Source organism: Rhizobacter sp. P3_C12 (assembly GCF_056402735.1).
In genome coordinates this window covers 1-21714 of record NZ_JBFUGW010000097.1, presented here as the reverse complement: position 1 = coordinate 21714, position 21714 = coordinate 1, and the positions used below count along the sequence as shown (strand labels likewise).

The following is a 21714-nucleotide window of genomic DNA, read 5'->3' as shown; positions in this document are numbered from 1 at the left end:
GCCTGCAGGCTCTCGCCCGGCTGCAGCGCCTGGGTCTGGGCCGCGCCGCTCAGCGGACCGGCATCGCCGCCGCCGGTGGCCGGCTGGGCCGGCGCCTCGGTCACCGCGGCGGGGCCTTGCTCGGGCTGCGGCATCGCCTGCGCGCCGGGATTCGCGCCTTCTACCGGTGCGGCTGCCACGGCCTCGCCGCCGCCCCACCCTCCGCCACCGCCGCCACCCACGCCACCAAGGCCCGAGAGACTGCCGCCGCCCCCTCCGCCACCGCCTCCGTCTGACGAGGGATTCTGCTGGAAGGCAGCCATGAACTGCATCATCATRTACGCCAGCATCTCCAGCAGCTGCGGGTTCATCGTGGTGGCGTTCGGGTCCATTTCGCCGTCCTGGCCTTCGGCACCGCAGGCGCCTTCGACCGACGCATCCTCGCTCGGCAGCTCGGTGCTCAGTTGCACCTCGGCCGACTCGTCGACCGGGTGGCAGCCACCGGCATGCGTGGCGCCCGGGGATCCCATGTGGCCCATCGAGCCGTAGTGACCCATGGGTCCGAAGTGGGACATCGGCGACATGACGCCTACGCTCATGGGAATCTCCTTCAGGCTGGTCAGCGGTGTGGTGGTGTCCGCCATGCTCGGCCCGTCACGTCCCTCACGAGGGCGGCCGGTGCGAAACGCCGTGCGGCAGTGCGAAGCCCCCGCGTCGCGTGCGAAACTGCCCTCCCCCCGATCTGCCGCCACCGACTCCTTCCATGCATCGCAACACGCAACTGGCCGTCATCGCCCTGCTGCTCGTGGCATGCGGCGGCTACTTCCTCACGCCGGATTCCTGGCGCTTCGTGGCCACGCCGTTCGCGCTTGCCGCGGCCTCCGCGCTGGTGGCCTTCATCGGCCGGCGGCGGCTGGCCGATGCCGTCGTGCTGGCCCTTCCGCCGCTCGCCGGCCGCTGGGTCGATCCCGAAGTCGGCTCGCACGCCTTGCTGGTGGCTTGCCTGGCCGTCTACCTGCTCACGCAGCGGCCGCGCTTCGCGGCCGTGGCCGGGAGCACGGTGGCCGCGCTGCTGCTGGTGGCCATCCGCCTCAAGCAGCAGTTCGCCGGCACACCGCTGACGTGGCAAGACGTCCGCTTCTTCTTCCGGCAGTTCGCAGACAACGTCGGCGTGCTGGGAACCCAGCCGACGCTGGTGGTGTACGCCGGGGCTGCCGTGGGCCTGGCGATCGTCGGCTGCGTCATGGCCTGGCAATGGAATCCTCCGGGCCGCCATCCGGGCCGGTCGGCTGCGACCACTGCCGCGGCGCTGGCCGCGCTCCTCGTCACCTACAGCGGCGTCCTCGTCGCGAAAGAGGTGTCGAACCTGAAAGCCGCAGGCGCCTGGTTCGTCGGCGCGGGGCTGGACGAACGGCCGGCCCTCGGCTTCTTCGCGACGGCCTCCCTCGATCCCCAGTGGGGCGTGGCGGCCACCGACACCACGGCGTTCCGGCGCGAGAGCCTGAAGCTGCTCTCGGCGGAGGCCCATCCCGATCCCAAGCCCGGTCCCAAGCCGGCCGACATCGTCGTCTTCCTGCAGGAAAGCCAGTTCAATCCGGCGACTCTCGCAGGCTGCTCCGCATCGCTGTGCGGCATGGAGGCCTTCGCCGCCGCCAGCAGCACGATCGCGCATGGGCCGCTGCAAGTGCATGTCTTTGGCGGCAGCACCTGGCTCTCGGAGTTCGCGTTCGCGACGGGTGTGCCCCACGACGCGTTCGGGCCCGCGGGCGAGTTCGCATCGTTCAGCGTCGCGCCGCACGTCCACCGCTCGTTCGTGCGCTCGCTGAAGGCGGCCGGCTATCGCACCGTCGCGCTGTACCCGACACGCGGCGGCATGATGAATGGCCGCATCGCGTATGCCGGCTACGGCTTCGACGAGTTCCTCGACGCGGCCGAGCTGGGCCTGCCCGAGGCCTGGGGCACGCCGGATGCGCTGGTGCATGAAGCCGCGCGGCGCGTCCTGGCGACCAAGCGCCAGCGCGACCAGCCGGTGTTCCTCTTCGCGCTCACGATCTTCAACCACGCCGAGCATGGCGTCGAGATGGACCGGGTGCCGGCCGGGCTTCGCGCCGCAGCGGCCAGGGATTTCAACTCCGCAGACGAAGCCCGCAGCGTCGCCGACTACGTGTGGCGCAGCCGGGAGTTCGAACGCGAGCTGAAACTCACCCGCGAAGCGGTTCTCGGCAACGCGCAAAGGCCCGCGGTGCTCGCCTGGTTCGGAGACCATCAGCCGCCGTTCGCCAACGCGATCACGCTGCGGGATCGCATGCGATCGCTGCCGACGGAGACCGGCACGGTGCCCGCCAGGTTCCAGACCTGGTACGAGGTCTCGAGCAACCGGCCCGAGCGGGTGCCGCCACAGGCGCCGCGCGCACTCGACCTCGTGTTCCTGCCCGGCCTGCTCGCACAGGCCGCCGGCGCGCCCCTCGACGATTGGCTGGCCGCCAACATCTCGGCACGAACCCAGTGCGCCGGGCTGCTGGAGGCCTGCCGCGTACCCGGTGTGCGCGCGGCCTACCTGTCGTACCTGTGGGGCGATCTGAAGGAGTTCGAGCTCCCCTGAGCCGCCCGATCAACACTGCGGAGACCGACCATGACCGAGCCAGCATCGTCAACGCCGACAGCACAGGCATCCGCGCGTGCGCAGTGGGACCAGGCGGCCGCCGGCTGGGATGCGCACGAGCCGCAGATCCGCGCCTGGCTCGCCCGCGCGACCGAAGGCATGCTCGACATGGCCGGCATCGGCCCCGGCTCGCGCGTGCTCGACGTGGCCGCCGGTGCTGGCGGCCAGACGCTGGACACCGCTGAACGGGTCGGTGCGACCGGTCACGTGCTCGCCACCGACCTGTCGCCGGCGATCCTGGCACTGGCACAGGCCAACGCCGCACGCGCCGGCCATGCCAACGTGCAGACGCAGGTGGCCGATGGCCAGGATCTCGGCGTCGAGCCGGCCAGCTTCGACGCGGTCGTGTGCCGCCTCGGCCTGATGCTGTTTCCCGATCCGCTGCGCGCGCTGCGCGAGATGCACCGGGCGCTTCGCCCCGGCGGCGCTGCCTGCACCGTGGTGTTCTCGCAGGCGGATCGCAACCCGTGCATCACGATGCTGCTGTCGACGGCGTTGAAGCACGCCGGCCTGCCGCCGCGCGACCCGTACGCACCCGGCAGCCTGCTCAGCCTGGGCCAGCCCGGTCGCATCGACGCGCTGTTCTCTGCTGCGGGATTCGAGGCGGTGGCGACGACCCGGATCGATGCCCCCTTCCAGATGCCGTCGGTCAGGGCGTACATCGAGTTCCTGCGCAGCTCGGCGAGCCCGATCAACCAGATCCTCGGCCGCCTCGACGAGGCCGCAGCAGGCGCCGCGTGGGCCGAGATGGAAGACAGGCTGTCGGCCTTCACGACCTCCACTGGCTGGGCAGGGCCGAACGAACTGTTGCTGACCGCCGGCCGTCGTGCCGGGCCTTGAATCACCCAGCGCGGGCTCTGCAGCTACAGCAACCCATCCAGCACCGCCCGCCAGGCGACACCCAGCTTCTTGTAGCCCTCGCGCGTCGGGTGGATCTCGTTCTGCCAGTCCCCCGACACGCCTTCGGCCGTGGGCTCCGCCGGCACCAACCCCGCCGCCTGCGTGTCGACGACCACCAGCGTATCGGCCGGGTCCGCCGCCAGGTGCGCATCCACCAGGCCGCGCAGCAGCCGATCCAGCCGCTGCATCAACTCGGCCGCCACGGCACCCCAGTCGTCGATCGGCACCTCGAAGGCTGCCAACGCCGGCTGCAGCCACGGCCCGCTGACGAAGCCCGCGCCACTCGGCCTCGGCATGATCGGCGCGTAGTTGTGCAGCACGGTCGGCGTGTGCCAGTTCTGCCCCGAGGCGCGCTCGGCGATGAACCACGCGAAGACCTCGCCCAGGTGTTGCTCGAAGGTGTGCCAGCCGTCCTCGCTGAGGTAGCCCACCGCATCGGCCGGCACGGCCGCGCGCTCGTCGGCGCGCAGCAGGAGCCGCCGGTCGCGCGGCGCATCGGGGCCGACCGACGCGGCATCGATCAGGTCGTTGCCGCCGCCCGACAGCAGGATCGCATCCCATTGGAACGACGACGGCCCGCGCAGCAGCCGCAGGAACATCGTCTCCGACAGCGAGTCGGCCATGTGCGCGAGCGTCTTGCTCGGCCGCGCGCAGTTGACGATCACCGTCGCCTGCGAAAGCCACAGCTCGGCCAGCACGTTGCTCGTGAGCCCCGGCGGAATCGAGCCGATCGAGAACCACGAATCGCCCTGCGCCAGGCACTGGCGGTCGAACAGGTCGAACGGGAACAGGCCGGTGTCGCCCTGCCCATAGGCCGCTGCCGGGGCAATGATCTGGGCGCGAAAGTCGGTGCTCATGGAGGCTCCTTGCGGGCGCTGGAGTCCCGGTGTACTCCAATTACCGCGGAACCGTCGACCGGAAACGCATGCGCGTACAGCTGCACCAGCCAATCGACGAACACCCGCACCCGCGGCGAGAGCTGGCGCCGGTAGGGATAGAGCGCCGACAGGGGTATCGACGGGCTGGGCCACGCCTGCAGCAGCTCCACCAGGCGACCCGCCTTCAGGTCCTCGTCCACGTGGAAGCGCGGCAATTGAACGATGCCGCAGCCGCGCCGGGCACACAGCGCGTAGTTCTCGGCGTCGTTGACGCTGACCCAGCCACGCAGCGAGTAATCCTTCGCCACGCCGTCGATCAGCAGTGTCAACGGATAGTCGATGCCACCGGTGCTCGAGAAGAATCGCACCATCTGGTGGTCGGCCAGTTCGTCGGGATGGCGCGGCGTGCCGAAGCGGGCCAGGTAGTCGGGGCTGGCGCACAGCACTTGCGGCAGCACGGCAAGCCGGCGCGCGATGAGGCTGGAATCGCGCAGCTGGCCGGCACGCACGACGCAATCGACGCCCTCGCGCACGAGATCCACCAGCCGGTCTCCGCTGCTGATGACGAGCTCGATGTCGGGATAGCGGCTGCGGAAGTCGTTGATCTGCGGCAGCACGATCAGCATCGCATGGGTGCCGTGCAGGTCCACGCGCAGCGTGCCGCGCGGGTTGGCGGCCACGTGCTTGAGCGAAGCGTCGGCATCGTCCAGTTCCGACAGCACGTGCACGCAGCGTTCGTAGTAGGCCGATCCGTCGTGGGTGGGGCGAACCTGGCGCGTCGTGCGATCGAGCAGCCGCACGCCCAGGCGGCTCTCCAGCTCCTTGATCGCGTTGGTGGCGGAGGGCCGCGGGATGTCCAGCATCTCCGCGGCGCGGCTGAAGCTGCCGGTCTCCACGATGCGGGTGAACAGCAGCAGGGTGTCGAGGYGATCCATGCCTCAATTGTTATCGATGGCGAAATTCACATGGCATCCGTGCGGCATTTATCCGTCATTCGATAACAACAAGAATGCCTTCACCTTCACTGAACTCCTCAGGAGAACCCCATGCCATTCGCCAACTTCAAATTCCCCGAGGGCACCGTCGACCACGCCCGCAAGGAAGAGATCATCCACCGCACCACGGCCATGTTCGTCGAGTACTTCGGCGAGAAGGCCCGGCCCTTCTCGATGGTGCTTGTCGAAGAGGTCGCCGACGGCGGCTGGGGTCGCGCCGACGAGACGCTGACGCTGGCCAAGATGGGCTTGCCACCGAAGGCCCGGTGAGCGACCGGGCGCGGGTGGACAGCGCCACGGTCATGACTCAAGATGCCCCCTCGCGACACTGATAGCCGCAGAGGCCACAGGCTCGTCACCACGCGGGCCGATGGCTTCTCACACAACCACATCAGGAGTGAGACATGCATCAGATCCGTTTGCGTTCGTTCGTCGCCGCGCTGCCGTTCCTTTGCGCGGCTGTCGCGGTTTCTGCCCAGGAGGCCGAACCCGGCTGGGCCAAGGGCCGGCCCAAGACCGACACGGCCATGAAGATGGCGCCGGTGCCGGCGTTTCCGATCCCCACCGGGGCCGACCAGCTGCCGACCCGCAAGTTCAAGCTGCCGCCCGGCTTCAAGGTCGAGACCTGGGCCTCGGGCGTGCTCGATGCGCGCGAGTTGCGCCAGGGTGCCAAGGGCAACATCTTCGTCAGCACGCTGTTCGTCGCCAACAAGGTCTACGTGCTGCCCGAGAAGGCGGTCGACGGCAAGCGCGAGCCGAAGGTCATCATCGACAAGACCGAGCAGGCGACCGGCATCGAGTTCTACAAGGGCTCGCTGTACTTCGCCACCCACAAGAAGATCGTCCGCTACGACAACGTCGAGGACAAGCTCGACAACCTCGGCGAGCCGAGCGCGGTGCTGAACGACAAGCTGCCGGGCGGCAGCGACCACAGCTGGAAGTTCCTGCGCGTCCACAACGACAAGCTCTACTACAACATCGGCGCGCCCTGCAACATCTGCGACCCGGGCGAGTACGCCAAGATCTACAGCATGAAGCTCGACGGCTCCGGCATCGAGACGATCGCCTCGGGCGTGCGCAACACGGTCGGCTTCGACTTCGATCCGAAGACCGGTGACCTCTGGTTCACCGACAACGGCCGCGACTGGCTCAGCGAGGAGATCCCGAACGATGAGCTGAACCATGTCACGCAGCCCGGCAAGCAGCACTTCGGCTATCCGTATTGCCACCAGGGCAACATCCCCGACCCCGAATTCGGGTGGGGCAAGTCGTGCGACGACTTCGTGAAGCCCGCCGCGCTGCTCGGCCCGCACGCCGGCTCRCTCGGCCTGAAGTTCTACACCGGCAAGATGTTCCCGGCGAAGTACCAGGGCGCGATGTTCATCGCCATCCATGGGCCTTGGAACCGCACGAAGAAGTACAACGGCGTCTACGTGGCGCGGCCGGACGGCAAGGGCGGCGCCAAGGTCGAGCCGTTCATGACGGGCTTCGTCGAGAACAACACCTACCTCGGCCGGCCGGTGGACTTCCTCGTGATGAAGGACGGCTCGCTGCTCGTCAGCGACGACCATGCCGGTGCGATCTACCGCATCAGCTACAGCGGCAAGGGCAAGTGACGTGAGGGCCTGGCAGCGCAGCGCGACCTTGGCCATCCTGCTGATGGCGACCTCGTGGGGGCACGCGCAGGCGCAGGCGAAGAAGCCCTCCGCCCGCGCGAGCGCCGCCTCGGCGGCTGCCGCCGGTGCGGCCGAGTATGCAGAACGCTTCCGCACCGTCTGCGCCGCCTGCCACGGCGCCAACGGCCGCAGCGACATGGCGGGCGTGCCGGTGCTGGCGGGCCAGCCGTCGCTCTACACGATCACGCAGCTGTTCCTGTTCCGCGAGGGCCGTCGCAACAACGACGCGATGATTGCGTTGGCCAAGCCGATGAAGGATGCCGACCTGCGAGGCTTCTCCGACTTCATCGGCACGCTGCCGCCGGTGCCCGCGCCGGCGCCGAGTGCACCGCCCGATGCCGAGCGCATGAGCAAGGGGCAGGCCCTCGCGCAGCAGCACAAGTGCGTGTTCTGCCATGGCGCCGATCTGGCGGGCGGACAGGGCGTGCCGCGCATCGGCGGCCAGAAGGAGGACTACGTGCGCGCAACGCTGCAGGGCTTCAAGTCGGGCGACCGGCCCGGCTACACGCGGGCGATGACCGAGGCGCTGAGCCAGGTGCCGGTGCAGGACCTGGACGTGCTGGCCTACTATGTCGCGAACTTCACCGGCAAATGAATCCCGTCGCAGTTGCACCATCGATCGGCCACGAGAGCGCATTCCTGGCAATGCTCACCGATTTCGAGGCTCATGATCCCGAGAACGCCGAGTTTTATGYGGCGGCCAAAGGGCACTTTCCTTCATACGTTCGAAGCCTCATCGACGAAGAGGCCGGCATCCATCTCAAAGAGGGATGGGTGCCGTGCACGCACCGCTGGTTGATGGCTCCATCCGGGAACCTGGTCGGCGTGACTCGCTTGCGCCACAACATCGACACCCCATTCCTGGCGGGACACGGAGGGCACATCGGGTATGACGTCGCGCCTGGCCATCGCCGCAAGGGCTACGGGCACCTTGCACTCCGCATCGCATTGGACGAGGCATCAGCCTTGGGTCTGTCGAGGCTCCTGCTGTTTGCGGCCGAGGACAACCTGGCCTCTCGTGCAGTGATCGAGCGCCAGGGCGGCGAGCTGGATTCGATCTCGTTTTCAGAGTTCTACAACGAGCGACTGTGCAGGTACTGGATCAATCGAAACCCAAGCTCATGCAGTCACCGCTGATTCCAGGTTTTTTGGTCCGCCCCGCCCGGCTTGAGGATGCAGCATCCTGGGCGCGCTATGCGTGCCTGCCCGAGGTGAAGCAACACACCAGTTCCACGGCTGAAACCGTGGACGACGTCAAAGCCGAGATCCAACGCACGCTGGGTGGCGAGCCCAACACACCGATCCGCTTTTTGCTCCTTCGCCCAGGGAGCGAAGTCATCGTCGCCACCGTGGGCTTCCACACCATCTCGTCTGCGTTCGGCACCGCAGAGGTCACGTACGACGTTGCACCCGACCATTGGGGCCAAGGCATCGCAAAGGCTTCGTGCCGGGCGGCCACGCTCTGGGCCTTCGAGGCCAAGGGGTGGCACAGAGTCCAGGCCACGACCGTCTTGCCGAACGTTCGATCTCAACGCGTGCTGGAGCACTGTGGTTTCAAGCGAGAAGGCCTCGTCCGCAATCTGAGGCTGGTGCGAGGCACGCCCACCGACTACTGGCTGTATGCGGCCATTCCCGGTGAGGTGCTGCGATAGGCCCAGAAGCGTGGCAAGGCGAACCCGGTGGCGATGACGCCCGCGAAGCAGATCGCGCCGCCGATCCAGACGGCTGCCGACACACCCCAGGCGTCGGCCATGAAGCCGGCGCGCGCGTTGCCGATGAGCGGGCCGGTCAGGTAGCTGATCATCTCGATGCCGGCCAGCCGCCCGCGCAGCGGGTTGGGAATGGTCTGGTTCCAGATCGTGCCGCGGAACACGCCGCTGACCATGTCGGCCGCACCCGCCACTGCCAGGCACAGGAGACCCAGCGTCAGGCTGGGCGAGAAGCCCAGCGCCACGATGCCCAGCGCCCACACGGCCGCCGCGATGACCACCGCGCGGCCATGGCGCACGACCTTGCCGGTCCAGCCGCTGAAGAGGCCGATGACCAGCGCGCCGACCGACATCGCCGACAGCAGCCAGCCCACGGTCTCGGTGCGCCCATCGGCAGCCGCCATGGCAGGGAACAGAGCCACCGGGAACGCGAAGGCCATCGCGACGATGTCCACGATGTAGGTTCCCATCAGCGCAGGCCGCGCCCACGCGAAGCGCAGGCCTTCGGCCAGGTCGGCGAGCAGATGGGGACGTTCGCCCGGAGCCTCCACCGTGCCGATGGCCGCCCGCGGGATGCGGGAGATGAAGAACAGCGCCGCGAGAAAGGTGACGAAGTCGAAGACATAGGCGCCTACCGCGCCCCAACGCGCCAGCAGCAGCCCGGCCAGCGCCGGCCCGGCCACCATGCCGATCGTCCCGCGCACCGACGACAGCGCTGCGACGGCTGCGAACTCTTCAGGTCGCGCGAGCTTCTGCGTCAAGGCTTCCAGCGCCGGGCGGTGGAAGCCGCTGGCGCCCTGCAGCACGGCCACGAGCGCGTAGATCGCCAGCACGTTGGGCGCAGCGGTCAACGCGTTGGCCAGCAGGCCCGCCAGGCACAGGGCCATCAGCGCCTCCGACCCGATCAGCAGGCGCTTGCGGTCCACGCGGTCCGCCACCGCGCCGCCCAGGAGTCCGCAGGCGACAACCGGCACGAGCTGCACGAGGCCCAGCAGGCCGACCTGGGCGTTGGAATGCGTCAGCTCGTACAGCTGCCAGGGCACGGCCACATAGCTGACCATGGTGCCCAGACCCGAGATGAACTGGCTGGCGAAAAGACGGCGGAAGGCGGTGTTGCGGCGCAGGGGCCCGATATCGAGAAGCATGCAGCATTGTCATCGGCCCGAACCCATCGAGCCGCCGTGTCCCTGGTGGACAATGAATTCATCTCTCGCGCACCGGACCACCCATGACCATCAAACTGTCCAAGGAAGCAAGGAAGGAAGCCATCGCCTCCATCGAGCGCAAGTTCGAGAAGCCGATGCGGTCGCCGGAACAATGAGTGAACATTGAACAACGGAGAACCTGCTTGCTAAGTCTCGACAGTACCCACTGGCAGCAACTCGATCATGCGTACGGAACCGCGGAGGACATTCCCGCGCTGCTTCGGCAACTCGCTTCGCTGCCGAACGACGACGGGGAAGCGAGCCCGTGGTTTCAACTCTGGAGTGCCCTCGCTCACCAGGGTGACGTGTACCCGGCCTCGTTTGCCGCCGTTCCTCACGTCATTGCTGCGCTTGCCTCGTCGCCCATGGCGGCCCACGCGTCGTACTTCCATTTCCCTGCGTGGGTCGAGATCTGTCGGGCGAAGCAAGGTGCCAGCATTCCAGACGAGCTGTCCGGGCCTTACTTCAACGCTCTGGGCCGCCTTCCGGCGCTCGCGGCCGAGTGCTCTGCAAAGCCCTGGGATCTTGGCTTCCTGGCATGTACCCTCGCAGCCACCGCTGCCGCCAAGGGCCAGCACGCAATTGCAGAGGCCCTGCTGGAAATGGCTGAGGAGGGCTCAGCGGAAGACTTCCTTGAGTGGCGGAACGATCAGTGATGCCATCTTCTTCCATCAACGCAACATGACAGCACTGCACGACCATGAAAGGTGGCTCGACACGCTCGACGCCAAGCTGCGTGTTGAAGGCGAGACGATAAGAGTCACCGCCTTGCCCTGGACCCGAGTGACGTCATGAACGAGTTGCGATCTGAATGGAACATCAAAGATGAGTGGCGGGACTTCTGAATGGCACGCGCGATTCTGGTCGGACTGCTGATGCTTCCCGCCGCCGCGTTCTCATCCAACGAGCTCATCTCCACCCTCGAGCAACGCCTGCGAACCGACGGCGTCGAAGGCGTCAACGCCTACCTGGGCAAGCAATCGTCCGTGCTGGCCGACCTGAGCCAACGGACCGCTGACTGCGACACGCAGGCCATCGGCCTCGCGGTCAAGCTGAGCCGCGGCAAGAATTCGAAGACAACCGAGGCGCACAGAGAAGCACTTCGCAGCGCAGTCGGCGCCTGCACCGAGAACGTCCTGTCGCTGCTCTCGCTGAACGAGATCCCGAAGATCTGCGCTTCCGTGTCATCCTGGACGGTGACCCAGACGGCCCGGGAACTGCGGCGCCGGATGCAAGCCATCGACACGGATGAAACGCTCCGCTCCACCGAGCGCGGCAAGGCCTGTCGCGCCGCCTATCTCTTCGAATTCCAGAACACCCGAGTCGGCCTCCGAGTCAAGTCATGACCTTTCCCAGCATTCCCCACCCCGCCACTGAAACCGCCGCGGCGGATGACGGGCAGATCCACCAGCTCTCGCTCTCCGGCGGGGGGTTTCGTGCCGCCTTCTATCACCTGGGCGCCCTGCACGCGCTGGCCGCCCAGGGGCGCCTGCGCGAATTGAAGATGCTGGTGACCATCTCGGGCGGATCGATCGCCGCGGGCTTCTTCCTGCAGGAATGGCTGGCCGTGGCGCGGCACGGGCCGGTGCGCGACGATGCGCTGGCGCAGTGCGCGCTGCGTGCGCACCTGGCTCTCTTTCGCAAGAGCCGCCACAACCCGCGGCTGCGCGTCATGGCGTCGATTCGCGCGCTGAGCAGCGGGCTGGTGCGCAACGAGTTCGGCTTCTCGGATGCGATGTCACGCATCAATCGCCGCTGGCTGCGCCGCCTGCACCGCGCGGCCGCGGCGGATGTGTGGCCCGCCGACTTGCCGGAGTGGCGCATCGCCTGCTCCGACTACGCCCAGGGCAACCGCTGCGTGGTGCTGCTGGGCGACCGGCTCCTGCCGCGCCAGCCCGATGCCAGCTACCTGACGATGAACGACCTGCCGGTCGCGCGCGCCATCGCGGCGTCGAGCGCGGTGCCAGGCGTGTTCGAGCCCATCCGTTGCGGCAAGCACCACCTGGGCGATGGCGGCGTGCTCGACAACCACGGCCTGCGCGAGTTCGACCCGGCCCTCGGCCATGCCACCTGCATCGACGCCTCCGCGCCGGCCTGGCCCATGCGCCCGATCGACGGCTGGGCCACGCCGATGCGGGCGATGGACCTGATGATGGAGCAGACCCGCGGCGACGTGCTGCGCGCACGCAACTGCACGTTGATCTCGTTGCGCGACCCGGTGCCCCAGCCGAGCGGGCTGGACTGGTGGCCGCACCTGCGCGCACTGCGCACCGACCTCGACGACTTCGCGGCCACCGAGGCCCACCTGCTGTTCCTCGCGGGCCACCAGAGTGCGACGGGCAGTGCCGACATCCCCACCGACTGCCCGCCGGACATGACGGCCCTGTGGGGCGCGATGAGCCGGGCTGCGCTGCCGGAGCTGCCCGGCGACGAAGCCCAGCAGCTCGGTGATGCCCGCGCCGCCTGCATGGACGACCTGGAGCGCGGCCAGCACGTGCTGTTCGCGGGCATGCAGAAGCGCTCGGCGGCCTCGGTGATGGTGTCGATCGGGTCGCTGCTGATGCTGGCGATGACGATGGTGACCGTGATCGTGCTGGCTCGCTTCATCTGGGGTTTCGGCATCGGCCACATCCCGCTGCCGGCGCGGCCGCTCTCGACGCGCGCGCTGCTGTTCCTCGGCTGGCTGGTGGGTGCCGCGTGGCTGTGGCAGTTCCACGCGCCGCGGGCCGGTGCGCTGTTCTACAACATGCGCCAATGGTTCGGCGTACTGGCCGGCCCGATCCTGCTGCCGGCGCTGGCGACAGTGTCGATCGCCTTGCGCCTGAAGGTGGCCGCGTTCTCGAACCGCGACCTCACGGCCTGGGCGCGCACGGCGTTGCTGCGGCATGAACGCCGGCGCCAGCTCGCTGCCAGCCGCGCGGGCGCGTGATCGCGCTTTTCTCCATGCTGTTCAACTTCACGTTGCTGCCTCTCGAAGAAATCAGGCCCTGGGGCGGCCCCGGCGACCTGAGTCTTCATTGGTTCGGGCTGACCGATGGCCGCTATTGGATCCAGGTCGGAGCGTCCACCCTCCTCGAGTACAGCCGCTCAGCGCAGGAGCAGGGGGTGTCACGCTTCTGCGAGTACCAGGTTGCCCGGCTGTACGAAGATGTCATCGAGGTGGCCGCCCACGCACTCGAGCCCGTTCCAGAAGACTTGATCCCGCACCTTTCCGGCTCGGGCCGCAAGCGAACGCTGAAACGAATGTCGGCCTGGTGCGACAAGAACGCCGAGCGCGACGATGACGACTACGGGTCGACAGTCGACGCGGCATGCACCTGGATCGGCCAGCGCCAACTTGACACGGCCTACCTGTCTCCATCTGCAGACATCGTGTTGTGGTCGGACGAGTCGATGGTTCACATTGAATGGGATCACCGGGAGAAGTTCATCGAAGGTTCCGCCGCCTGGTCCGCACCGTTCGGCAGCTTCAGCCTGACACGTTCGGATTTCTTGGCAGAGTGCCTCTCGCTCCATGAGCGACTCATGACCGCGATGTCGGAGCGGGTCGAGCGCACGGTGTCGGACGCATTCCCGCCAGAGGTCCGCATCGATGCCGAAGGACTGATGCGGGAACACGCGCAGCGGCGCAGCCTGTCCGTATCGGACCTAGCCCAGTTGCCTGCATCGACCRATTGGCCAGCCGTGCGCCAAGCACTGAAACAGATCAGTGTTTGAGGATGCAAGACATCGTGCCCTACTACCGCGTACTGCTCCACGGAACCCGGATTCAGATTCTCAGCGCCGATGCTTCCGATCCGCCCATCGTCGGCTTCTATGCGACTCGCATCGTTCGCGGGGTGTCGGAACAGGATGCCGTTCAGCGGGCCAAGGCGCGTGTCAGCGCCGAATGGTCGACACCGCAATACGCCGAAACCAACCTCGGTGGTCTGCCCGTGCTCGAGGTCGAGTGGGTCGGGCGAACCACATTCCTGGACCGCATGACGTTTTCAAACAAGGGGCACGTGTTCTACCCCGCTGACGAAGACTTGCCGAATGCCGCCGAAAACTGACCATGCCCCTCGACGGAAAGTTGAGCTCTACCTCGACACGACCGCCCGTGTTTCACACGAGGATCTGGACACACTCATCCAAGACCTCGTGCTGCAGGACATCAGCGCCGAAGATGCCGAGTGCCTGATCGCCTTCGTGCCGATGGCCTTCGCGCAGGTTCTTCTCTCGCCGCAGGGCGTCAAGTTCCAGGACGCCTTCCTGATCAGGGACTTCGAGATGAAAGCGTCCGCCAAGGGGCTGCTCAAGAACGAGCCGCTCTACATCGCCGCCCACGAGCTTGCACAGGACATGGCACAGGGGGATGACGCCAGCAGGAGACGACTGGAGCAGATCGCGTCGACAAGTGCGGAGTACTCCGTGGCGATGCAGTTGGCCGGCGACCCTCGCAACCTGCGAGGCATCGTTCTGACGGAAGCGGTTCTCATGCGAGTTCCCCTGACTCATCTCCCGCCAGCGCCGCCAAAGGGTCTGCGGCGGCTCTGGAAAGCCATCACCAGCATCCCTTTCGGTGTTCGATGAAGCGCTCGCCCGCAGCGGTGGGGTTCGTCATCGCACACACATGCAGGTCCGCCATGTCGCGCACATCGACGATGCCCGTGTTGAGCCAGTCACCCCGGGCGTGGCGCCATGGGGTCACTGCACCAGCTTCACGTTCCGCACCTTGAAGCTCACCCCCTGCTGGTCGTCCCATACCGGGAAGATCCCGAACGGCACGGTGATGTTGTCGAGCGTGAAGCACGGTGCGTTCTTCACTGCGACCACGTCCGCCAGGTTCAGCGTGACCGCGTGGAAGGCGCCATCGGCCGGCGGCTTCATCGCATCGGGGATCACGTAGTCGACGTTGCGGCAGCCGTCGCCCGGGCTCTCCATCTTGATCGCCAGCCCCTTGGTGTTGGTGCCCCAGCTGCTCACCGCCAGCTCGAACTGCAGCGTGCCGCCCGCATAGCCGCCCAGGTTCAGCCCGCTGCCGGTGAAGTAGAACGTGCCGTTGCCGCCGTCGGCTGCGAACTGCAGGTCGGCCTCGCCGTTCGCCACCGTGGCCACCACGTGCGTCGGCGTCGAGGTGTACAGGCCCGTCGCCAGGCCCGTCAGCAGGCCATCCGCGCCCAGCAGCGTCGCGCTCGGGCCCGGCAGCGGCTCGATGGCGGGCGGCGGCGGCGGTGCCAGCTCGGCGCAGGCATGGGTGTCGGCATCGCCGCTCGCGTTCACCAGCCAGCGGATGTTCGCGAAGCTCGCGCTGAACGGCTTGTCGGTCTGCACCAGGAAGGCGGTGTCGATCGCCGAGAAGTCAGCGCCTGCCTCCGCGAAGCACGACAGCGGGATCTTCACCGTCGCCTTCGTGCCCAGCGGCAGCGCCTTGAGCACCGCGGTGCCGTCCAGTTCGCCGCGGCACGGGTAGCCGCAGTCGATGCGGATCTTCACGCTGCCTTGCGGCGCCTGGTCGACCACGATGTCGAACGCGAGCACCGCCTTCGCATCCGGGTGCACGTAGCTCTCCAGGTTCTGCGGGTTGCGCACGCTGGTGCTGGCCGGGTCCGACGCGATCGCCTTGAACTCGCCCAAGCCCGTCCAGGTGAGCTTCTTGCCGTCCTGCTGCACGTTGACCTGCGCGGTCTGCAGCGTCAGCGTGCCATCCTGCGTGACGACGGTCGCGTTGAGATCAGCGCCGATCGGGATCATCCAGTTCGGCGACGAGCCGATGAACAGCGGGAAGCTCGGGTTCTCGACGAGGTTGAACACGTCCAGCGGCTCGGTCGCCGCCGGGCCGGTGTTCGCGCTCTGGCCGCAGCCGAGCGCCGGCGTGGTCTCGTCGAGCGTGTTGCCCACCGGCGTGCCGGCGGCTGCATAGCCCAGGCCGTAGCCATACGCGAACAGCGGCGCATAGGTCGCGTCGCCGCGGTTCAGCACCGTCTGGCACGCCTCCTTCGGCCACGAGAACGACAGCCGCCCGTGGAAGTCGAAGTTCACCGCGCCATCAGCCTTGCGGAACAGCACGTCGGCCACGCCCTTGCCTTCGGTACCCGGCAGGAAGGCCGCGACGAACGCATCGCTGCGGTTCAGCTCCTTGTTCACCCACACCGGCCGGCCGCTCAGCAGCACCGTCACCACGGGCACGCCCTGGCCCTTCACCGCCTCCAGCACCGCGAGGTCGGCCGGGTAGCGCTTGGCGTGCTCCAGCGTGCCGGCCTTGCCGATGTCACCGGCGCCCTCGGCATACGGGGTCTCGCCGATGACGGCGATCACCGCCTGGTAGTCGGCCACGTTGACGTTCGCCGCGTCGACCGAGAAGGTGACGTTGCCATCGCCCGCCGCCTCGCGGATGCCGGCCAGCACGGTGTCGCCGTTCGGGAAATCGGCGTTCGTGTTCGACGTGCCCTGCCAGGTGAGCGACCAGCCGCCCGTCTGGTTCGACATGCTGTCGGCGCTGCGGCCCACCACCAGCAGCTTCTCGCCGCGCTTCAACGGCAGCACGCCGCCATCGTTCTTGAGCAGCACCAGCGACTTGCGCACCGCCTCGCGGGCCAGCTCGCGGTGCTGCAGCGCGGCCGGGTCGCCGGCGCCGGTGCGCAGCGAAGGCTTGGTCGACACCGTCGCACCGCCCTCGAGCTTCATCAGCCCGGAGCGCAGCTTCACGCGCAGGATGCGGGTCACCGCATCGTCGATGCGCGCCATCGGGATCTCGCCGGCGTTCACCGAGGCGATGGTGTTGTCGATGAAGGCCTTCCAGTCGTCCGGCACCATGATCAGGTCCATGCCGGCGTTGATCGATGGCGGGCACGACGCGTTGGTGCACGACTTCACCGCACCGCTCGCGTCGGTGTACTTCACCTGGCCGATGCCATTCCAGTCGGAGACGATCAGGCCGTCGAAGCCCATCTTCGTCTTCAGCACGTCGGTCAGCAGGTACTTGTTGCCGTGCATCTTGGCGTTCGCGAAATCGAGTGCGAGGCCGTCTTTCGTGCTGCCCTGGAAGGTCCAGCTGTTGAACGAGGCCATCACGGTCTGCGCACCCGCCGCGAGCGACGTGTAGTAGCCGGCACCGTGGATGTTGATCATCTCGGCGAGCGTCGCCTTGTTCTCGCCCTGGTCCTTGCCCATGTCGGTGCCGCCATCGCCCATGAAGTGCTTGGCGGTGGCCACCACGGTGGGCCGGCCCGAGGCCGCGAAACTGCCCTGCAGCCCGGTGGTGTAGCGCCCGCCGTAGCTGGCGACGATGGCCGGGTCTTCCGAGAAGCCTTCGTAGGTGCGGCCCCAGCGGTCGTCGCGCACCACCGCGAGCGTGGGTGCGAAGGTCCAGTCGATGCCGGTGGAGTGCACCTGCATCGCGACGGCTTCGCCGATGCGCTCGATCAGCGCGGGATCGTTCGCGGCGCCCAGGCCGATGTTCTGCGGGAACAGCGTGGCGCCATAGACGTTGCCGTGGCCGTGCACGGCGTCGGTGCCCCAGATCACCGGGATCTTGACGGCCAGGTCGGTGTCCATCGACGCCTGCCAGTAGGCATCGGCCAGCGCGAGCCAGTCGGCCACGGCGGCGTTCTTCTTGTTGCCGGGCCAGGCGCCGCCGCCGTTCAGCACCGAGCCGATGTAGTACTGCCGCACCTGGTCGGGCGTGATGCTGCGGATGTCGGGCTGCGTCATCTGGCCGACCTTCTGCGCCAGCGTCATGTTCGCGACGAGGCCCTTGATCTGCGCTTCCTGCGAGGCGTCCTGCGGGATCGCGCTGTGGATCGCGGGCCAGTCGTCCAGCGGCTTGTTCTCAGGGGGAGACGGCGGCGGTGCGGGCGGTGCGTCGTCGTCACCACCACCGCAACCGCCCAGGCCGAGCGTGAGCGCCGTCAGCCCCATCGTGAGCCACCGTTTCATCTTGTCGTCTCCTTGATATGTCTCTTGTAGGCAGCGAATGGAACCGCTTCCATTTCGGTGCTGCGCGGACTCTAGGAGATCTTGACGAAATATTTCACTAGGTTAAATACTCATTACGGCGGGCTTTCACCTGGCGAGGAAGTTCCGCACCAGCTGGCCGGTCGCCGCGGGGTTCTCTTCCATGATCCAGTGGCCCGAGCCGGGGACGATGCCTTCGGTCACGTCGTCGGCGCCGGCGCGCATCACGGTGGCCATCGTCAGCCCGAACGACTTCTCGCCGCCCAGCGCCAGCACGGGCATCTTCAAGCGGTTGCCGGCGAGGAAGGCGCGGTTGTCGACCGCGTCCTGGTCGAACGCTGCGAACTGCGCAAAGCCGGAATGCATCGCACCCGGGCGGGCATAAAGCGCCGCGTAGTGCTGGCGTGCCGCTTCGCTGAAGCGCGCGGGCGTGGCCGAGAACTCGTTCCAGAAGCGATCGAGGTAGATGCGCTCGCGGCCGGCAACGAGGCGTTCCATGTCCGGCCCGCCGAAGCGGAAGTGCCACAGCAGCGGGTTCTTCAGGATCTCTTCCCACGGCCCGACACCCGGCACCGGCGCATCGATCAGCACCAGGCGGCGCACCTGCCCGGGGTGCTGCGCGGCGAACTGGAAGGCGACCATGTTGCCGATGTCGTGCGCGACGACGTCGGCCTGCTGCACGCCGAAGGCCTGCAGCACGCCGCTCACGTCGCCGGCCTGGGTCTTCTTGTCGAATCCGCCGGCCGGCTTGGACGACAGGCCGAGCCCGCGCAGGTCCGGCACGATCACCGTGTGGTCGCGCGCCAGGTCGATCGCGAGCGGCACCCACATGTCGCCGGTCTCGCCGTAGCCGTGCAGCAGCACCACCGCAGGGCCCTTGCCGCCGGAGCGGACGTGGATGGTCGCGCCGTTGGTGGTGACCTGGCGGGTCGAGAACGTGGGCGTCGGGTACTGGAGGGATTGAGCCGAGGCAGCGGCCGGCACGGCCAGCATCGTCAGCGATGCCAGGGCCAGGGACATGAGGTTTCGCATGAGGATCTCCTTGAGGTGAAAGGTGAACAGCTGGCGCCAGTGTCTTGAAAGCAGCTTGAACCGACTAGCCGGAAACGGACGCAATCAGCTTCAACCATCGGTTTAAGATCGGGCATGACCTACCTGCAGCACCTGGTGTCGTTCGTGCACACGGCAGAGCACGGCAGCTTCTCGGCCGCGGCGCGGGTACTGGGCCTGACGCCGGCGGGCGTCAGCAAGAACGTGGCGAAGCTCGAGGCCGAGCTCGGCGCGCGGCTCTTCCAGCGCAGCACACGGCGGCTGGCGTTGACCGAAAGCGGCGAGCGCTTCCTGCAGCAGGTGAGCGACCCGCTGGCTTCGTTGCAGACGGCGATGGCGGGCGTGCAGCGCGGTGACGAGACGCCGGCCGGCACGCTGAAGGTCAGCATGGGGCAGGCCTTCGGGCGGCATTTCCTGGTGCCGCTGCTGGGGGATTTCCTGGCGCGCTGCCCGGCGGTGCTGCCGGATTGGCATTTCGACAACCGGCAGGTCGATCTGATCGGCGAAGGCTTCGATGCGGCGATCGGTGGGGGCTTCGAGCTGACGCCGGGGGTGGTGGCTCGCGAGCTGGCGCCGGTGCACATCGTGGCGGTGGCGTCGCCGGGCTACCTGAGCGGGCGGCAACTGCCGCGCACGCCTGAGGACCTGGCGGCGTTCGRCGGGATCATGCGGCGCTCGTCACCGACAGGGCGCGTGCGGCCGTGGACGCTGCGGTCGAAACGCCATGACGAGCAGGCGGTGCCTTGCAAGGCGCGGTTGATCTTCAGCGACCCCGAGGCGATCGCGGAGGCGGCGAAGCTGGGGCTCGGCGTCGCGCTGCTGCCGATGCCGTTCGCCTTCGCGCCCATCGCGAGCGGGGAACTGGTGCGGCTGCTGCCGGGCTGGTACAGCGACGCTGGGCCGCTCTCGCTGTACTACCCGAGCCGCAGCCTGCTGCCGGCGAAGACGCGGGTGTTCGTCGACTTCGTGACGGAGCGGTTTCGGGCGGCGGAGTTCGCGAAGCTGGTGGACGGGCGCTGAGCGCCCGCCGTCGTCAACCCGTCAACCGTGCGGGTCTTCGCCCTTCGAGCGTGACTTGCCGATCTCCTCGGCCTTCTGCATTTCCTGCTGCTCGCGCGGCGACTTCGGGTGGGCGTTGCGCGCCGCCTCATCGACCTTGCCGGACTTGACGAACGCACGCGTCTTCTCGTCGTAGTGGCGCCCGGCTTCGTAGTCGCCCTCGCCCTGAACTTGGCTCAGGTCGGCTTGGGGTTGTGACTTGCTCGGTTGGGTGGGCTTCTGCTGCTTGCTCATCGCGATCTCCTGGCATGGTGTGTCACAACCATAGGAATCGCTGCCGTTGATCAGCGCGGGGTTGGGGCTCGATGCAATGTCGGCGGAACGCGCTTCGCGTCGTAGGAACCCACCGACTTGCCCCATTGCCAGCACCAATCGCTGACCGATTCAGTTCACGTCTTGCTGGCGGCTTTAACCACTGTCGCGAATCTATCRGCCAGCACTTTGGCCGTCGGACGTTTTGCTGGATCCTCCACGAAGCCGTCACGAATCATATTGATGATTGTCCGCTCCTCGCGGCTGTCGAGCCATGAGGGTTGATTCCGCAACTTGAGTGGAGTAAGGAAGGAAGCCCTGTCCTTTGCTTTTTCGTCACAGCAGATATCCCATATCGAAGCTACCAAACCATGCACATCGCTGGCGGTCCCAATCGCCGGCAGACCAGCCTTCTTAAGCGCCCTATCCTCTATTCTCTTTCCTTGTACAGCTTCCAAACGCTTATACTTACCAAGCCTCTTCAACCCGCCTTCCATCTCCTTGAGCCGATTGATGCGATCAGTTTTAACCCTGTTTTCTGGATGACTCCACACTATGTAGTATTCCGGTGACATGTACTTCAAGCAGTCGCTGCGACCAGTATTTATGACAACACCGCTTCGAGCAGACATTCCGAAATCCGCCAACTTGACAACAGGCTCACCTTCACCATCCTCATCGACATAGAAGTTGTCCGGCTTCAGATCCATATGCTTGTACTTCAGCTCATGAAGCTGCTGGACAGCCAAGCACATCTGATGAGCAATCTTATAGAGCTTTCTCTGACCATCCCGCCTTAAGACAATTCCGCCCTCCATATCCTGACGAAGCTTGTCGACGTACTCCGTTACTGTCCCCTTCTTTGCATAGTCAGAGATCAGAAAGTGTACTCCGGCAGCAGTGACGATTGAGCCTCGGCAGCCAAGTAAATTAAGTGCACACCCAGTTCCAACCTTCTCGCTAATGACCAACTCTGGGGAATCCGCTGCATCAAGGGGCTTCAGCACGATCGTATCGCCGTCCTCTGCGACGGCCTTTCTGATCAATCTCCCTTCTTTCCCGGCCACCTTGCCAATTGCCTGCTCGTCAAACTCGTATCGTTTCCCTCCAAATATGACATGTGAAGCCGTGACATCATTGACATAGTCAGGGAATTTTCCTGCTTGCGCGGCTGCTCCTTGAAGAGGAATCAATAGCTTCGTCGAGCCTCCGATTTCTATCTGCTTCGCATCCTCCCAAGAAACCTCTTCATTGACGATACTCCCGAGCGTCTCGCGCATCTTATCCGTGACGCCTTCATCCGGCTCATTCATCACTACAAATAGGCCTCCGTCCGTTCCGGCCCGCTGCACGATCTTCCATTCCGGCTTCCCCGAAATAAATCCACAAGGGGTATAAGTTTCGGTCGGCGATC

General features: G+C 66.7%; 20 protein-coding genes and 2 pseudogenes. 14 read left to right on the top strand and 8 right to left on the bottom strand.

Annotated features, from left to right (window positions below):
• Positions 1-578 (bottom strand): annotated as a pseudogene (locus AC1DXV_RS16515) (hypothetical protein); the annotation flags it as partial.
• A 164-nt stretch (positions 579-742) separates the two neighbouring features.
• Between AC1DXV_RS16515 and AC1DXV_RS16510 the strand changes: the two are divergent.
• Together AC1DXV_RS16510 and AC1DXV_RS16505 are read left to right on the top strand one after the other, a co-directional pair.
• Positions 743-2581: a sulfatase-like hydrolase/transferase gene (locus AC1DXV_RS16510; RefSeq protein WP_477934542.1), complete on the top strand. Its 1839-nt coding sequence runs from the start codon at positions 743-745 to the stop codon at positions 2579-2581.
• Between the two features lie 30 nt (positions 2582-2611).
• A complete protein-coding gene (locus tag AC1DXV_RS16505; protein WP_477934540.1) occupies positions 2612-3481 on the top strand; it encodes a class I SAM-dependent methyltransferase in 870 nt (289 codons plus the stop codon).
• A gap of 23 nt (positions 3482-3504) precedes the next feature.
• On the opposite strand, the gene AC1DXV_RS16500 is transcribed toward AC1DXV_RS16505, so the two are convergent.
• Positions 3505-4398 carry a hypothetical protein gene (locus AC1DXV_RS16500; protein WP_477870942.1) on the bottom strand — a complete coding sequence of 298 codons (894 nt, stop codon included), beginning with the start codon at positions 4396-4398 and terminating at the stop codon, positions 3505-3507.
• On the bottom strand, positions 4395-5354 hold the full coding sequence (locus AC1DXV_RS16495) for a LysR family transcriptional regulator (RefSeq protein WP_477934538.1): 960 nt from the start codon (positions 5352-5354) through the stop codon (positions 4395-4397). Before AC1DXV_RS16495 ends, AC1DXV_RS16500 begins: the two co-directional genes overlap by 4 nt.
• Before the next feature lie 111 nt (positions 5355-5465).
• On the opposite strand from AC1DXV_RS16495, the gene AC1DXV_RS16490 reads away from it, so the two are divergent.
• The 5 genes from AC1DXV_RS16490 (at position 5466) to AC1DXV_RS16470 (ending at position 8742) form a co-directional block, all read left to right on the top strand.
• Positions 5466-5684 carry a tautomerase family protein gene (locus AC1DXV_RS16490; RefSeq protein ID WP_465113265.1) on the top strand — a complete coding sequence of 73 codons (219 nt, stop codon included), beginning with the start codon at positions 5466-5468 and terminating at the stop codon, positions 5682-5684.
• 134 nt (positions 5685-5818) lie between these two features.
• Entirely contained in the window at positions 5819-7030 is a 1212-nt protein-coding gene (locus AC1DXV_RS16485; protein ID WP_477871088.1) for a PQQ-dependent sugar dehydrogenase, read from the top strand.
• Position 7031: 1 nt separating this feature from the next.
• Positions 7032-7685 (top strand): c-type cytochrome, encoded by a 654-nt coding sequence (locus AC1DXV_RS16480; protein WP_477934536.1) that lies wholly within the window; start codon positions 7032-7034, stop codon positions 7683-7685.
• On the top strand, positions 7682-8227 hold the full coding sequence (locus AC1DXV_RS16475) for a GNAT family N-acetyltransferase (protein ID WP_477934534.1): 546 nt from the start codon (positions 7682-7684) through the stop codon (positions 8225-8227). Before AC1DXV_RS16480 ends, AC1DXV_RS16475 begins: the two co-directional genes overlap by 4 nt.
• Positions 8212-8742, top strand: coding sequence for a GNAT family N-acetyltransferase (locus AC1DXV_RS16470; RefSeq protein ID WP_477871082.1), 531 nt, complete (start codon positions 8212-8214; stop codon positions 8740-8742). Before AC1DXV_RS16475 ends, AC1DXV_RS16470 begins: the two co-directional genes overlap by 16 nt.
• Here the strand turns inward: AC1DXV_RS16470 and AC1DXV_RS16465 are convergent.
• Positions 8700-9944, bottom strand: a complete 1245-nt coding sequence (locus tag AC1DXV_RS16465) for an MFS transporter (RefSeq protein WP_477934532.1) — start codon at positions 9942-9944, stop codon at positions 8700-8702. The genes AC1DXV_RS16470 and AC1DXV_RS16465 overlap by 43 nt on opposite strands.
• Before the next feature lie 176 nt (positions 9945-10120).
• On the opposite strand from AC1DXV_RS16465, the gene AC1DXV_RS16460 reads away from it, so the two are divergent.
• The 6 genes and pseudogenes from AC1DXV_RS16460 (at position 10121) to AC1DXV_RS16435 (ending at position 14576) form a co-directional block, all read left to right on the top strand.
• Positions 10121-10660, top strand: a complete 540-nt coding sequence (locus AC1DXV_RS16460; RefSeq protein WP_477871211.1) for a hypothetical protein — start codon at positions 10121-10123, stop codon at positions 10658-10660.
• Positions 10661-10849: 189 nt separating this feature from the next.
• The gene (locus AC1DXV_RS16455; RefSeq protein WP_477871212.1) at positions 10850-11350 is read left to right on the top strand and encodes a hypothetical protein; all 501 of its coding nucleotides are present in this window, start codon (positions 10850-10852) and stop codon (positions 11348-11350) included.
• Positions 11347-12039, top strand: a pseudogene (locus tag AC1DXV_RS16450) (patatin-like phospholipase family protein); the annotation flags it as partial. The gene AC1DXV_RS16455 and the pseudogene AC1DXV_RS16450, both read left to right, overlap by 4 nt.
• A gap of 908 nt (positions 12040-12947) precedes the next feature.
• A complete protein-coding gene (locus tag AC1DXV_RS16445) occupies positions 12948-13721 on the top strand; it encodes a DUF5984 family protein (protein ID WP_477934530.1) in 774 nt (257 codons plus the stop codon).
• A 2-nt stretch (positions 13722-13723) separates the two neighbouring features.
• Positions 13724-14056, top strand: coding sequence for a hypothetical protein (locus AC1DXV_RS16440; RefSeq protein ID WP_477873585.1), 333 nt, complete (start codon positions 13724-13726; stop codon positions 14054-14056).
• A complete protein-coding gene (locus AC1DXV_RS16435) occupies positions 14040-14576 on the top strand; it encodes a hypothetical protein (RefSeq protein ID WP_477873584.1) in 537 nt (178 codons plus the stop codon). The genes AC1DXV_RS16440 and AC1DXV_RS16435 overlap by 17 nt, the downstream gene beginning before the upstream one ends.
• A gap of 114 nt (positions 14577-14690) precedes the next feature.
• On the opposite strand, the gene AC1DXV_RS16430 is transcribed toward AC1DXV_RS16435, so the two are convergent.
• Together AC1DXV_RS16430 and AC1DXV_RS16425 are read right to left on the bottom strand one after the other, a co-directional pair.
• Entirely contained in the window at positions 14691-17921 is a 3231-nt protein-coding gene (locus tag AC1DXV_RS16430) for a glycoside hydrolase family 3 N-terminal domain-containing protein (protein ID WP_477934528.1), read from the bottom strand.
• Positions 17922-18047: 126 nt separating this feature from the next.
• The gene (locus tag AC1DXV_RS16425) at positions 18048-18959 is read right to left on the bottom strand and encodes an alpha/beta fold hydrolase (protein ID WP_477934526.1); all 912 of its coding nucleotides are present in this window, start codon (positions 18957-18959) and stop codon (positions 18048-18050) included.
• A gap of 126 nt (positions 18960-19085) precedes the next feature.
• Between AC1DXV_RS16425 and AC1DXV_RS16420 the strand changes: the two genes are divergently transcribed.
• Entirely contained in the window at positions 19086-20009 is a 924-nt protein-coding gene (locus AC1DXV_RS16420) for a LysR family transcriptional regulator (protein WP_477934524.1), read from the top strand.
• A gap of 21 nt (positions 20010-20030) precedes the next feature.
• On the opposite strand, the gene AC1DXV_RS16415 is transcribed toward AC1DXV_RS16420, so the two are convergent.
• Together AC1DXV_RS16415 and AC1DXV_RS16410 are read right to left on the bottom strand one after the other, a co-directional pair.
• On the bottom strand, positions 20031-20282 hold the full coding sequence (locus tag AC1DXV_RS16415; RefSeq protein ID WP_477873864.1) for a hypothetical protein: 252 nt from the start codon (positions 20280-20282) through the stop codon (positions 20031-20033).
• A 155-nt stretch (positions 20283-20437) separates the two neighbouring features.
• Positions 20438-21714, bottom strand: a 1277-nt coding sequence (locus tag AC1DXV_RS16410) for a protein kinase domain-containing protein (RefSeq protein ID WP_477934522.1), incomplete at its 5' end; no start/stop codon positions are given.

What these genes read in the sequence shown, in the direction of transcription:
- AC1DXV_RS16510 (WP_477934542.1), top strand. Translation starts at nt 743, where the DNA reads ATGCATCGCAACACGCAACTGGCCGTCATCGCCCTGCTGCTCGTGGCA.
- AC1DXV_RS16505 (WP_477934540.1), top strand. Translation starts at nt 2,612, where the DNA reads ATGACCGAGCCAGCATCGTCAACGCCGACAGCACAGGCATCCGCGCGT.
- AC1DXV_RS16500 (WP_477870942.1), bottom strand. Translation starts at nt 4,398, where the DNA reads ATGAGCACCGACTTTCGCGCCCAGATCATTGCCCCGGCAGCGGCCTAT.
- AC1DXV_RS16490 (WP_465113265.1), top strand. Translation starts at nt 5,466, where the DNA reads ATGCCATTCGCCAACTTCAAATTCCCCGAGGGCACCGTCGACCACGCC.
- AC1DXV_RS16470 (WP_477871082.1), top strand. Translation starts at nt 8,212, where the DNA reads ATGCAGTCACCGCTGATTCCAGGTTTTTTGGTCCGCCCCGCCCGGCTT.
- AC1DXV_RS16465 (WP_477934532.1), bottom strand. Translation starts at nt 9,944, where the DNA reads ATGCTTCTCGATATCGGGCCCCTGCGCCGCAACACCGCCTTCCGCCGT.
- AC1DXV_RS16455 (WP_477871212.1), top strand. Translation starts at nt 10,850, where the DNA reads ATGGCACGCGCGATTCTGGTCGGACTGCTGATGCTTCCCGCCGCCGCG.
- AC1DXV_RS16440 (WP_477873585.1), top strand. Translation starts at nt 13,724, where the DNA reads ATGCAAGACATCGTGCCCTACTACCGCGTACTGCTCCACGGAACCCGG.
- AC1DXV_RS16435 (WP_477873584.1), top strand. Translation starts at nt 14,040, where the DNA reads ATGCCGCCGAAAACTGACCATGCCCCTCGACGGAAAGTTGAGCTCTAC.
- AC1DXV_RS16430 (WP_477934528.1), bottom strand. Translation starts at nt 17,921, where the DNA reads ATGAAACGGTGGCTCACGATGGGGCTGACGGCGCTCACGCTCGGCCTG.
- AC1DXV_RS16425 (WP_477934526.1), bottom strand. Translation starts at nt 18,959, where the DNA reads ATGTCCCTGGCCCTGGCATCGCTGACGATGCTGGCCGTGCCGGCCGCT.
- AC1DXV_RS16415 (WP_477873864.1), bottom strand. Translation starts at nt 20,282, where the DNA reads ATGAGCAAGCAGCAGAAGCCCACCCAACCGAGCAAGTCACAACCCCAA.